Origin of the sequence: Spongiibacter sp., assembly GCF_041602295.1 — a bacterium.
In the GTDB taxonomy this organism is placed as follows: Bacteria; Pseudomonadota; Gammaproteobacteria; order Pseudomonadales; family Spongiibacteraceae; genus Spongiibacter.
On record NZ_JBFIGO010000085.1, the window covers coordinates 1 to 12,300 of the forward strand.

Here is a 12,300-nt window from a genome sequence, read left to right on the forward strand (position 1 = left end):
CCTTGCGCTCCTTAACGTAGTCGATGGTTTGCTCAAGCACCGATTTGGCATTGGCGATCGCGTTGATGGCGACGCTGAGGCGCTCCTGGGGCAGGTCCTGCATCAGGTAGACAAAGCCCATGCCTTCTTCACCGAGCAGCTGGTCCTTGGAAATACGCACATCTTGGAAGAACAGCTCGGAGGTGTCCTGGGCTTTCATGCCCACTTTTTCCAGGTTGGCGCCCTTGCTGTAGCCGGGAGTGCCGGACTCAACGAGGAACAAGCTGACGCCCTTGGCGCCGGCAGAGGGGTCGGTTTTGGCCACCACAATCACCAGGTCCGACAGTTGGCCGTTGGTGATAAAGGTTTTGGAGCCGTTGAGAATATAGTCGTCGCCGTCCTTAACGGCCGTGGTTTTGATGCCCTGCAGGTCGGAGCCGGCGCCCGGCTCGGTCATGGCGATGGCGGTGATGATTTCGCCGCTGACACATTTGGGCAGGTACTTTTCCTTCTGGGCTTCATTGCCGTAGCTGATGATGTAGGGCACGGCGATATCGGAGTGCAGCCCCCAGCCGATGCCGGTCAGACCGCTGCGGCCGATTTCTTCGTCGACAATGGCGTTGTAGCGGAAGTCGGCGCCAACGCCGCCGTATTCTTCGCCGACGGTGGGGCTTAAGAAGCCCTGCTCGCCGGCCTTGATCCACAGCTGGCGGTCGACATGGCCATCTTTTTCCCACTGGGCGTGGTAGGGCGCGGCCTCGGTTTCTAAAAACCGGCGCACCGAGGTGCGGAACATTTCGTGTTCTTCTTCGTAGATATATCGTGGCATGCCGCTCATGGCTGACCTCCTTTGCAATAGTTTTGGCCTTATTTTCCCCTATGTTAACAGGGAAAACTTTAAAAGCCACTAGCTGGGGTTGTGCTCGGTTCAGGCCGAGGCAGGGTGAGTGTGTTGGCGAGGTTGCGGCTTCTGCCGTTGATGAATGTGTCGCTATAATGGCGGTTTTGACTTCGCGAATGCTATGACTCCTGAACGCTATCAACGCCTGCGGGCGGTGCTGGATAGACGCCAGCCCGATCTGACGGTGATCACCGACAATGTTCACAAGGGCCGCAATCTGTCGGCCATTGTCCGCACCGCCGATGCCGCCGGCATCGCCGAGATGCACGCGGTTATCGATGACAAGGACTACCGCGCCTTTCGCGGTACGGCCATGGGCAGCCACAGCTGGGTGGCAGTGCGGCGACACCGCGATATCGCTGAGTTGATAGGGGACATGCAGGAGCGCGGTTATCAGGTGTTGGCGGCCCATTTAGGCGAGGGCTCGGTGGACTACCGCCAGCCCGATTATACGCGGCCAACGGCGGTATTATTGGGCGCGGAAAAGCGCGGGGTCAGCGCCGAGGCCTGCGCCTTGGCCGATGCCCATATCACCATACCGATGATGGGCATGGTGCAGTCCTACAATGTGTCAGTGGCGGCCGGCATTATTTTGTCGGAGGCGCAGTATCAGCGCGATCGCGCCGGCTTGTACGATCAGCCCCGGCTGGATAAACAAAGCTATCAGCGCACCCTGTTTGAATGGGCCCACCCCGAAATTCGCGACTTTTGCCGCGCCAAGGGCCTGGATTACCCCGCGCTGCGCGAGGAAGACGGGGAGATCGATCAGCCGGCCCAGTGGTATCGGCGTATCCGCGAAGGCTGAGCTTTCACCCCTCTGGGTGATGCCCTTATTGCCCTGCCGCGGGATGATGGTCAGCGTAATGAGTGGAGACGATTATGGCGAATGAATCGAGCCCGGAGTGCGCGGCAGCCAATGCGCAGCTTGATGCGGTAATGAACGGCGAGCTGTGGGCGGAGTTTTGCGACCAGCTAAAAGAGGCGGGCCAGCAGATATTGCGCCCCGAGGCGCCCGGCGATGCCCTGCACCGCGCGGAAGGCTGGCGCTATTTAACGCGCTTAACGCGCATCGCGCTGGACATGTTTGTCGAGTGCAGCGACCCCGACTTCCCGGATTTTTATCGCCCTTCCCATGAGACCGCCAAGATTGGCGCCGACAACCCCGATAATTATTATCAGCGCGCCGAGATTAATGGCGCCCACGATTACCGCATCCGCGGCAGTCGTGGCAGCGTTGCCTATCTGGGCTTTATCGCCATTGCCGGCGGCTACGAGGAAGAGGACGGCAATATGCGCTCGGTGGGGGCGCTGGATACTCACGGCGGCTTGGAAGTGGACAGCGATGGCAATATCGAGATTATTCTGTCGCGCCAGCCACAGCCGGGTAACTGGCTGCCGATTACCGACGATACCGTTGCGGTGCTGGTGCGCCAGACATTTTTGGATCGCAAGAGCGAGGCGGCGGCCGAGCTGAAAATCGAGCGCCTGAATCGCGAGGGCGCCAAGCCCAAGCCGCTGGACGCGGCGCAGTTCGCCGCCAAACTGCGCAGCACGGCGGCCTTTGTCAAGGGCACGGCTACCTTGTTTGCCGACTGGGCCGAGGGCTTTAAGCAACAGCCCAATACCCTGCCGGCGGCCGACCAGGCCTACTGCCAGAAGCTGGGTGGCGATCCCAATATTTACTACTACCACGGCTATTTTAATCTGGCCGACGATGAAGCCCTGGTGATTGAGGCCGACGAAATTCCCGACTGCGACAACTGGAATTTTCAGCTGAATAATTACTGGATGGAGTCGCTGGAATACCGCTACGTGGACATCCATGTGAACAAGCACACCGCGCATTACAAGGACGATGGCGGGGTGCGTATTGTGGTGGCGGCCCGCGACCCCGGTTGCGATAACTGGCTGGACACCACCGGACACCGCGAAGGTACGATGGCGTTTCGCTGGATTGGCGCCGAGCGCATTGTCGATCCGCGCTGCCGGGTGGTTAAGCTCAGTGAGCTGAGCAATTAATAGCTGGAAAAATAACACAAGGATTTAAGCATGACAGAGCAGGCGATTCCCGAGGTAGAGCTGAGTGTCGAGGGCTTACTGGCGGCGGCGATTGAGGCCACCGGCGGGCTGACGGATTTTGGCGATGACTCCTTTCGCGAGCCGCTGGCGGTATTGGTCAAGGCGCTTAACGAAGAGGCCCAGCTCAATGCCGGCGGCCGCTTTGGTCAGTATCAGCGTATTTTGAACAGCCTGATTATTCGCCTGCGGGTGGAAGCCTGGATTGCCCGCCACCCGGAGATTCTCGACGAGCAGGTGTTGGCGCCGGTGGTGATTATCGGCTTGCAGCGCACGGGCTCCACTTACACCCACCGGATCTTGGCCAGTGACCGGCGCTTTTACGCGCCGCTGTGGTACGAGGTGCGCAATCCCGCGCCTGAGCTGGACTGGGACTTTAGCGGCAAGGATCCGCGCATCACCTCCGCCGAGGCGGAGATCGCCGCGATGCTGGAGGCCAATCCGGAGATCGCCGCGATTCACCCCATGGACCCGGTGGGCGCCGACGAGGATATTCTGCTGCTGGAGCACAGTTTCTACAGCACGATTCCCGATGCCTTTTGCAATGTACCCAGCTATGGTGCTTGGATTGACAGCCATGACAACACGCCGGGCTATGTGTATTTGAAGCGACTCTTGCAGTTTTTGCAGTGGCAGAAAAAACGCAATGGCCAGCAGGCCGAGCGCTGGCTGTTGAAAACGCCCCATCACCTCCACCATATTGCCACCTTACTGAAGGTGTTTCCCGATGCCAAAGTGGTGCAGACCCACCGCGATCCGCTGCAGACCATCCCCTCGGCGGCGAGTATGAACTACAACCTGTGGATTATGTGCAGCGATGCGGTCGACCCCAAGGTGGTCGGCGAGCAGTGGGCCAACAAATATGCCCGCGGCACCCTGCATACCATGGCCACCCGCGAGCAGCAGCCCGAGGCGTTTCTGGATGTGTGGTACAAGGACACCATCAGCGATCCGCTGAAGAGCATGGAGCGGGTTTATGACTTTATCGGCATGCCGTTTACCGCTGAGGCGCGCGATGCCATGGAGCGCTATCGCGAGGACAATCAGCGCGATGCGCGCCCGGCCCACGAGTACACGCTGGAACAGTTTGGCTTTAGCGAACAGCAGCTCAAGGACATGTTCGCCGACTACCGCGCCAAGTATTTGTAAGTTGCGCTAGCCGCCGGCAGCGGTGTTATTGCTGGCGGCGGCAGAGTTCAATCCAGTAGTTCACCGCCGCCTTGTCGTGGCGCTTGCGGGGCAGGGCAAAGTAAAAGCGGCGGCGCATATCGCGTCGCGCCAGCTTCAGCGGCACCAATGTGCCATTGCGAAAATCGTTCTGCAGCACCACCTGCGACAAGCAGCCGATGCCCAGCCCCGACTCCACCGCACTTTTGATCGCCTCGTTGTGGCGAAACTCGCGGTAGATGTTGATTTCCGGCAGCAGCCCGGCCAGCGCCCGGTCGAAGGTGTGGCGGGCACCGGAGTCGGGCTCGCGAAGAATCCAGCGCGCAGTTTTAATATCGCGGGTGCTCAGCGTCTGCTGGCTGGCCAGCGGGTGGTCGGCGCTGCAAAACACCACCAGCTCGTCTTCCATCCACGGAATCAATTCCAGCTCACGGTGCTGCACCTCGCGCTCGATCATGCCGACATCCACTTCGTAGTTCAGCACCTTGTGGACAATTTCGGGGGTGTTGGCGGTGTCCAGTTCGACGTCGGCGTCGGGGTAATGACTCAGGTAGTCGGCCAAATAGCGCACCACCAGATGGTTGCCAATGGTAAAGCTGGCGCCCACCTTGAGGTGGCCCAGCTCGCCGTGGCGCTGTAGCAGTTGGTCAAACTGCTGGGCGTGGGCGTAGAGGGTCTCGGCTTCTTTGCGCAGGCTGTGGCCCACCGGATTGAGCTGCAGTTTGTTGCCCTGGCGCTCAAACAGCGCAACCCCGTAGTTGCGCTCCAGCGCTTGCAGGGCGGCGCTGGCCGCCGACTGGGACAGATTGAGTTCGGCGGCGGCCTTGGAGACGTTTTCGTGGCGGGCCACCGCGAGGAAAATGCTGAGTTGTCGCAGACTGTAGTTCATTGCTAAAGCCTAGTGGCTGGTCGCTGAATTTGCTATCGATTTTTTCGATAGTGAGTATAGCTATAAGCCGTTTTACTTGTTGCTGGCGCCGCCGTATGATGGCCGCCAATTACCCCAGTGGCCCGCGCCGCTGTCTGCATGACCGCTAATTACCCCGGAGAATCCCATGACTGAAGTGAAAGCGACCAATGTTCACTGGCACGACGGCGAAGTCAGCCGCGAAGACCGCAATGCCCTGCTCAAGCAGAAGGGTGCCACGCTGTGGTTCACGGGCCTGTCGGGCAGCGGCAAAAGCACTGTCGCGGTGGCGTTGGAGCAGGCACTGATGCAGCAGGGCCACCTCTGCTACCGTCTGGACGGCGACAATATCCGCATGGGTATCAACAAAAACCTGGGCTTTAGTGCCGAAGATCGCGCCGAGAATATTCGCCGCATCGGCGAGGTTTCCAAACTGTTTGTCGACACCGGCGTGATTGTATTGAGCAGCTTTGTGAGCCCCTACCGCGAAGATCGCGATGCGGTCCGTGCACTGCATGCCGAAAGCGATATGGAGTTCATTGAGGTTTACGTCAATGTGCCGCTGGAAGTGGCCGAAGAGCGCGACCCCAAAGGCCTGTACAAAAAAGCCCGCGCTGGCGAGATCAAAAACTTCACCGGCATCGACGACCCCTATGAAGCCCCAGAGAGCCCGGAGCTGGTGTTGAACAGCCACGAGCTGAGCCTGGAAGAAGAGGTTGACGTGCTGTTGGCCATGCTCAAAGAGCGCGGCATTATCTGAGCTGCGACTTGGCTTTGAACCCTATTTTTACACCCTGAATTACGGAGTTACCCGATGATTAAGCCCCATGGCGCCGACGAACTGAAGCCGCTGTTTGTCTACGACACTGAAAAACACCACGCCCTGAATGCCGAAGCGGAAACCCTGCCGTCTATCGTGGTCAGCTCTGCTGCTGCGGCTAACGCAGTGATGCTGGGCGCCGGTTACTTCACCCCGCTGAGCGGCTATATGAATCTCGCCGACTCCCTGAGCGTGGCCGAGAAACTGCACACCGCCGAAGGCCTGTTCTGGCCGGTGCCGGTGGTGAACCTGGTACAGGATGCCCAGGGCATTGAAGCGGGCAGCCGTATTGCACTGCGCGACCCCAATGTTGAAGGCAATCCCGTGCTGGCGATCATGGACGTTGAGGCTGTTGAAGCAGTCAGCGACGAGCAGATCGATTTTATGGCCGAGAATATCTTCGGCACATTGGACGCTGACCACCCGGGCGTGAAGACCTTTAAGGCACTGGGCAACACTCTGCTGTCAGGCCCGATTCAGGTATTGAACTTCAGCTACTTCCAGGCAGATTTCCCGGATACCTTCCGCACCGCAGTTGAAATTCGCAACGAGATTTCTGAGCGCGGTTGGGAAAAAGTGGTTGCCTTTCAAACGCGCAACCCGATGCACCGCGCCCACGAAGAGCTGTGCCGCATGGCGATGGAAGATCTGGGTACCGACGGTATTCTGATCCACATGCTGCTGGGCAAGCTGAAGGCCGGCGATATTCCCGCCCATGTGCGCGATGCCGCCATCCGCAAGATGGTTGAAGTGTACTTCCCGAAAAACACCGTGATGATCACCGGTTACGGCTTCGACATGCTGTATGCGGGCCCCCGCGAGGCGGTGCTGCACGCGGTGTTCCGTCAGAACTGTGGCTGTACCCACCTGATCGTCGGCCGCGACCACGCCGGTGTGGGTGACTACTACGGCGGTTTTGACGCGCAGACCATTTTCGACGAGAAAGTGCCCGAAGGCGCACTGGAAATCGATATCTACCGCGCTGACCACACCGCCTACTCGAAGAAGCTGAACAAGGTCGTGATGATGCGCGACGCTCCCGATCACGCCAAAGAGGACTTTGTACTGTTGTCGGGCACCAAGGTCCGCGAGATGTTGGGCAATGGCATCGCGCCGCCGCCTGAGTTCTCCCGTCCTGAAGTGGCGCAGATTCTGATGGATTACTATCAGATCGAAGGCTAAGTTCAGCTAGCTCGAAAGTGAGTTCGGAAAAGCCCCGCAGCGTTTGCTGCGGGGCTTTTTTTTGCATCGTACCTCGGCGGGGGAGTGCTGCGTTTGCGGTAATGAAGAACGCCTGCGCCGATTGCGAGACATAAAAAAAGGGGGCTTTTGCCCCCTTGATACATTGCTGTTGCCGGTGCTCAGCTATTGGGGCTGATAACCTGCAATTCTACGCGGCGGTTGCGCTCGCGGCCTTCCTCTGTGTTGTTGTCGGCGATGGGCTTGCTTTCGCCGTAACCCACAGCGCGCAGGCGTGTGCTTTCAATACCTTTGCTGATCAGGTAGTCGACAACTGACTGAGCACGTTGTTGAGACAGACGCTTGTTGTAGGCGTCGCTGCCTACCGAGTCGGTGTGGCCGGCAATAATGATGCGGACATCCGGTTCATTAGTCAGCGCTTTGGCAACATTATTCAGTACGGTTTTTGAATCCAGCATCAATCGTGCCTTGTTGAACTCAAAATGTACGCCGCTGATATCGACTGTTTGTGAAATGACGCAGCCGCGCGAATTCACTTTCATGCCAGGCAGGGTGCCGGGGCACTGGTCGATCTTGTTGGGCACGCCGTCATTGTCACTGTCCAGAGGACAGCCGCGCACGTCTACCGGTACACCGTAAGGGGTGCCGGGGCACTGGTCGATGTCATTGGGCACGCCATCGCGGTCATCGTCGATAGAGCAGCCGTTAACATTGACCTTGGCGCCGCGCGGGGTGTTGGGGCACTGGTCGCGGAAGTTAGGGATACCGTCGCCATCGCTATCCAGCGGGCAGCCGGTGGAATCAACAGGTGTGCCGCGCGGGGTGTTGGGGCACTTGTCGAGACGGTCGGGTACACCGTCGCCATCGCTGTCGTAGTTATAGGGCAGGGGCTTGTCGCCAAAGGGCACTGAGAAACCCAGCATAAAGGCGTAGGTATAAAAGAAGTCGTCTTCAAGTATGCCTTTTTCGTGGATCCTGTCGACCTGGTAGCGGGCCTCGGCGCGCAGTGCAACAGTGCCCAGGTCGTAGTGCAGGCCGACTAGGGCGTCGCTGCCGTAGTCAGATTGACGTTGACCCACAAAGTCGATTTCGTGGTAGGTGACGCCGATACCGAAGTAGGGTTGCAGGGCTGAAGCGTCCAGTTCAAAGGCGCCGAAGGGGAAAAACAACACGTCGAGGCCCGCTGCCGAGCGCTCGTAGACATCGTCTTTAGTCGTTTTTAGCTCACTGTAATTAATGTGGGCATCGAGCATTAGGTAGGGGCTAAGCGGCTTGCCGAAACCGAGTTTGGCTTGTCCGCCATTGTCGGTGTCCGAATCATCGGCAAGCTGCGCGCCGAGCATGGTATGTAGGCGCCAGCGGTCGTCGAAGACACGCTCCTTGTCATCACTGTCGGCAAAAGCTGGCAGGCTGATAGCGGCTGCTACCAGTGCCAGCGCGATTTTACGCAGTTTCATGTGTTGTATCTCCTAGTCACTACCCAATGGCAAAACGCGGCCCGGAGGCCGCGCTGCTGTTTCTTTTTTTTGTAACTGTTCAGCCGCCGAGGCCGCTGAACAGGTTGGTGCAATCATCTGGTGAGATATTGGCTAAATCACCAAAGGCGGCGGGGTCAGTGCCCAGTACGCCGGTCAGGATGATGCCCAGCGCATCGGTGGTCGGTGCCACGAGGCAGGCATCGAGAACATCGACGATGATGCCTAGCCCCGGCACGGCTTCAACGCCGTTCAACAAGCCTGAAGTGATGTCTCCCAGGCCGACCGGGCTGTCTTGTGGTGCGCCCAGCTGACTGAACTCACCGGTGATCAATGCGGTGAGAATCTCTTCCACAGGCAGGGCACCGCCGTCCTCATTGGTCGCCAGTGCCGCCAGTACGGGGTCGGCAATCAGGCTAATGCCATACAGCAGTGGCACAACAATGCCTGGGCTGCCTTCCATGCCGGGGAACGTGCCGCCCAAGGTCAGAACGGGTTCCAGCGTTTCGCACAGTTCGTTGGAGTAGGTCAGCAGGTCATCGTCGGCTACCGGCAGTACCAGTACGGTGGAGCCGTCTACCGATGTGGTGTCGCCCTCGGTGAAGCCGTCAAGGTCGGGGTCGATAAAGGCTTGTACGCAAACGGTACTCAGACGCAGCAGGCCGCGAGACTTCAAATAGCCTTTACGATCTTCGTCAAAACCGGCAGCCGGTGCACTGCCCACCGGCAGGTCGCTGGGGAATTGGCTAACCAGCTCTGGGGGGAGAGGGGTGCCAGACAGGCCAGAGGCACAGCCATCCTGCCAGTAACCCGATACCGCTGAGAAGCGCACTTCGGCCTGGTCGCTGATATCGCGCAGCTGTGAGTCGGCGCTGTTGGGGGCATCCAGCCAGGCTTGCGGAGTTGCCGTTTCGCCAGAGCTGGCAAACAGGGCGTAGGCCTTGAACTGCTGGCCGCCGCGAATGAATTCGCCCTCTCTGAGGGTGCCGACTAGGTCGTCGCGACCGACGCAGGCAAACTGATCGATGGCCAGGGTGTCGGGATCATTGCCGTTGGGCTGCATAAACAGGCGCAGCTCGACAATGCTGTCCTCTTCGGTAAGCACATTGCGGCTGGCGCTAATTGGCTGCAGGCCGCCGCTGTAGGTCGCGGTCAGTGTGACTTCGCCGGAGCCATTGGGTGTTTCTACCGGGGTGAGGTCGGTGCGCGAGCCACTGCTTGGCTGCGGTGCAACGATGCCTTCCGGCGAGACAGTCCAACTGGTCAGGCTGCTGGGGCAGGTCACAAAGTCGCTGCTTTCCACACCGAAGTCACTGAAGCGGCATTTTGCCTCGTACTCGATACCCTCGCGGAAGACATTGAGGAAGATTTTGTCGGGGCCACTCTGGCCGTCGACGCGATCAATCCGGATTTCGGCAACTTCCGCACCCTTCAAGTTCAGCTTGAGGGTGTCGGAGATCGCAGTGGCGTCGGCACCCGCTTCGGGGTTTCTGGTGTAGGTGGCCGTGACGTTGCTGAAGCGGTCGGCCGCGGCGATGTTGTCAAAATCCAAGCGGTTTGCAGTGCTGCCGTTGCCGTTGGCGGCATCGGGTACCGCTGAGAAGATTTGTTGAGGGTCCGCACTCCAGGCCAGGCGTTGCGGGCTGGCACATTTAAAGATGTTCAGTGCCGGCTGTTGCTGGTCTTGGGGGTTGGTGTAGGTAAGTCGCGCCGCCATTTGCAGGTGCTGGGCAGCGGGAACGTTGACTTCGTCGCTGTCCAGTCCGATGCAGCTGCCGACATAGTTTGCATTGAGGTCTCCGGCGGCGCTACAGGTATCGTCGGCCGGGTTGGTGATCACACAGGCGGCAACATCACTCACGGTGCCGGCAACCAGGTTGACAGTAATTGGGCCGTAGCGTTTCGCCGTGGTGTCGTCGCAGGTTTTGTCGGCGTCGACGGCGTAAATTTCCACGCTCAGCTGTGAGGTTGTGCCGTCGGCAAAGGGGTTGCTAAAGAGAATATCCACGTCGCCGTCAGTTGTGGGGCGCGGCTGTGTTTCGGTGATTTCAAGAAACTCGCTGTTTTCACAGAAACGGGCGGTGTGGGTGCGGTTTTCTCTGGAAGCGAGGTTCTGCAGGGCCTGCAGTAGGCTGTATTTGCCGGTGGCCGTGTCGTTGGCATCCAGGGGGTTCAACACGATAGTGGTTGGCCCGCTGATAAATGGTTCGCCCATGGCGACAGGCGGCTGGATGGTATAGGCCGCAGTAATTGGGTAGTCCTGGCCATTGTGACGATAGACGCCAGTGATGGTGGTGTTGATAGGACTGTCGTCGACGCTTAGCCGTCGGCTGCTGAGGATGTCTTGTACCTTGCCGGAAAGGCCGCTGATTTCGCGGAAATCCTCTGCCAGAGTTGCTGCAACAGGGCTACCAAGGTCGCTGTCTTTCAGGCTCCAGAGGGTTTTAGAGGTGAGCACTTGAGCGGGGCCAACATTTTTATTGATCCCGTCAGAGCGCAAAGCCAGCATACGCACTGAAATACGGTTATTGCCGGTGCCGGCGAGCGCGTTGTTATCGTTGACGAATTTGATTTGCAGGGTTGAAGGGTCGACTGACAGCCCTGGGCGGTCAGGGCTGCGAGCATCGCCGCCGCCCCCACAGGCCACTATGACGCTCGATGCGAGCGTTAGCGAAAGCGCTAGTTTTATGCTTTTCATTGGTTCCCCTCCAGGAGAATCGAGCTTCTACAGCATGAAATAGGTATATATGCTTAATGCTACGTAGTTTTACGGATGTTGTATTCAAAAACAACAGTCCGCGCCGCTATGTTTCAATGTTAGAGCAAAAAGTCCGAAAATTTCTGTGACGTATGCACGAAACAGCGGCCTCAACCGCCAATTTTTTGTCGTTAGTTCGCTAAGTCGCTGTTTGTGAATTAGTTTTTTTTGGCGACTGGGTCACAACTTTGTAAAATTGCTAGGCGTCCGCTAGCGCGCAATATTGCTAAGCGGAGCACAGTAAGGGCTGTTTTTGGACTTTAGCTCATTTTCGTAAGTGGTATTTATGCACACTAACCTCCGTGTTTATGGGCGCCCTGACGTGGTGCTTCCTGCCGGTCGCGGGCGCCGCTCGTGCTGATCGGGTCTAGCGGTAGCTGTCCAGCGGGGGGCAGGAGCAGATTAGGTTGCGGTCGCCGTAGACATTGTCAATGCGGTTTACTGTTGGCCAGTATTTGGCATCTTTGAGTGCGCTCACTGGCCAAGCTGCTTCTTCGCGGCTGTAGGCGCGAGTCCAGTCACTGCTGACAACATCGGCCTGGGTGTGCGGTGCATTGACCAGCGGGTTGTCGTCGGCGGGGAGTTGGCCGGCTTCGACGCGGGCGATTTCTCGGCGGATGCTGATCATCGCGTCGCAAAAGCGGTCGAGCTCGGTCTTGGATTCGCTTTCGGTGGGCTCAATCATCAGTGTGCCGGGTACCGGAAAGGACATGGTTGGGGCGTGGAAGCCGTAGTCCATCAGGCGCTTGGCAACATCTTCCTCGGTGATGCCGCTGCTCTCTTTTAAGGGGCGCAGGTCGATAATGCACTCGTGGGCAACGCGGCCCCGGGTGCCGGTGTAGAGCACGGGGTAGTGGTCCGCAAGGCGCTTGGCGATGTAGTTGGCGTTGAGGATGGCTACTTCGGTGGCGCGGCGCAGACCGGCGCCGCCCATCATGCGGATATACATCCAGGAGATCGGCAGGATGCTGGCGCTGCCGTAGGTGGCAGCGGAGACCGTGTCATTGTCGCGGCTCA

Annotated in this window: 9 protein-coding genes and 1 pseudogene; 5 read left to right on the forward strand and 5 right to left on the reverse strand. The window is 58.7% G+C overall.

Translation table 11 applies throughout. The features are described 5' to 3' along the window. Positions 1-817, reverse strand: an 817-nt coding sequence (locus tag ABYM29_RS12300) for an acyl-CoA dehydrogenase family protein (RefSeq protein WP_372865065.1), incomplete at its 3' end; no start/stop codon positions are given. A 184-nt stretch (positions 818-1,001) separates the two neighbouring features. Between ABYM29_RS12300 and trmH the strand changes: the two genes are divergently transcribed. The 3 genes from trmH (at position 1,002) to ABYM29_RS12315 (ending at position 4,105) form a co-directional block, all read left to right on the forward strand. Continuing rightward, on the forward strand, positions 1,002-1,685 hold the full coding sequence (gene trmH / locus ABYM29_RS12305; protein WP_372865066.1) for a tRNA (guanosine(18)-2'-O)-methyltransferase TrmH: 684 nt from the start codon (positions 1,002-1,004) through the stop codon (positions 1,683-1,685). Positions 1,686-1,759: 74 nt separating this feature from the next. Beyond that, positions 1,760-2,899: a DUF1214 domain-containing protein gene (locus ABYM29_RS12310; RefSeq protein ID WP_372865067.1), complete on the forward strand. Its 1,140-nt coding sequence runs from the start codon at positions 1,760-1,762 to the stop codon at positions 2,897-2,899. Positions 2,900-2,929: 30 nt separating this feature from the next. Further along, complete coding sequence (locus ABYM29_RS12315; protein WP_372865069.1) at positions 2,930-4,105, forward strand: sulfotransferase; 1,176 nt, start codon at positions 2,930-2,932, stop codon at positions 4,103-4,105. Positions 4,106-4,130: 25 nt separating this feature from the next. On the opposite strand, the gene ABYM29_RS12320 is transcribed toward ABYM29_RS12315, so the two are convergent. After that, positions 4,131-5,012, reverse strand: coding sequence for a LysR family transcriptional regulator (locus tag ABYM29_RS12320; protein WP_372865070.1), 882 nt, complete (start codon positions 5,010-5,012; stop codon positions 4,131-4,133). Between the two features lie 166 nt (positions 5,013-5,178). Between ABYM29_RS12320 and cysC the strand changes: the two genes are divergently transcribed. Beyond that, positions 5,179-5,790: an adenylyl-sulfate kinase gene (cysC, locus tag ABYM29_RS12325; RefSeq protein ID WP_372865071.1), complete on the forward strand. Its 612-nt coding sequence runs from the start codon at positions 5,179-5,181 to the stop codon at positions 5,788-5,790. 54 nt (positions 5,791-5,844) lie between these two features. Continuing rightward, positions 5,845-7,032, forward strand: a complete 1,188-nt coding sequence (gene sat, locus ABYM29_RS12330) for a sulfate adenylyltransferase (protein WP_372865072.1) — start codon at positions 5,845-5,847, stop codon at positions 7,030-7,032. Between the two features lie 179 nt (positions 7,033-7,211). Here sat and ABYM29_RS12335 read toward each other — a convergent pair whose 3' ends face one another. The 3 genes and pseudogenes from ABYM29_RS12335 to ABYM29_RS12345 all read right to left on the reverse strand — a co-directional run. Beyond that, a complete protein-coding gene (locus ABYM29_RS12335; protein WP_372865073.1) occupies positions 7,212-8,507 on the reverse strand; it encodes an OmpA family protein in 1,296 nt (431 codons plus the stop codon). A gap of 79 nt (positions 8,508-8,586) precedes the next feature. After that, the gene (locus tag ABYM29_RS12340) at positions 8,587-11,223 is read right to left on the reverse strand and encodes a hypothetical protein (RefSeq protein WP_372865074.1); all 2,637 of its coding nucleotides are present in this window, start codon (positions 11,221-11,223) and stop codon (positions 8,587-8,589) included. 427 nt (positions 11,224-11,650) lie between these two features. After that, positions 11,651-12,300 (reverse strand): annotated as a pseudogene (locus ABYM29_RS12345) (glycine dehydrogenase (aminomethyl-transferring)); the annotation flags it as partial.

Bases quoted from the DNA above. Each gene is read 5' to 3' on its own strand.
- ABYM29_RS12310 (WP_372865067.1), top strand. From the start codon at position 1,760: ATGGCGAATGAATCGAGCCCGGAGTGCGCGGCAGCCAATGCGCAGCTT.
- cysC (WP_372865071.1), top strand. From the start codon at position 5,179: ATGACTGAAGTGAAAGCGACCAATGTTCACTGGCACGACGGCGAAGTC.
- ABYM29_RS12335 (WP_372865073.1), bottom strand. From the start codon at position 8,507: ATGAAACTGCGTAAAATCGCGCTGGCACTGGTAGCAGCCGCTATCAGC.
- sat (WP_372865072.1), top strand. From the start codon at position 5,845: ATGATTAAGCCCCATGGCGCCGACGAACTGAAGCCGCTGTTTGTCTAC.
- trmH (WP_372865066.1), top strand. From the start codon at position 1,002: ATGACTCCTGAACGCTATCAACGCCTGCGGGCGGTGCTGGATAGACGC.
- ABYM29_RS12320 (WP_372865070.1), bottom strand. From the start codon at position 5,012: ATGAACTACAGTCTGCGACAACTCAGCATTTTCCTCGCGGTGGCCCGC.
- ABYM29_RS12340 (WP_372865074.1), bottom strand. From the start codon at position 11,223: ATGAAAAGCATAAAACTAGCGCTTTCGCTAACGCTCGCATCGAGCGTC.
- ABYM29_RS12315 (WP_372865069.1), top strand. From the start codon at position 2,930: ATGACAGAGCAGGCGATTCCCGAGGTAGAGCTGAGTGTCGAGGGCTTA.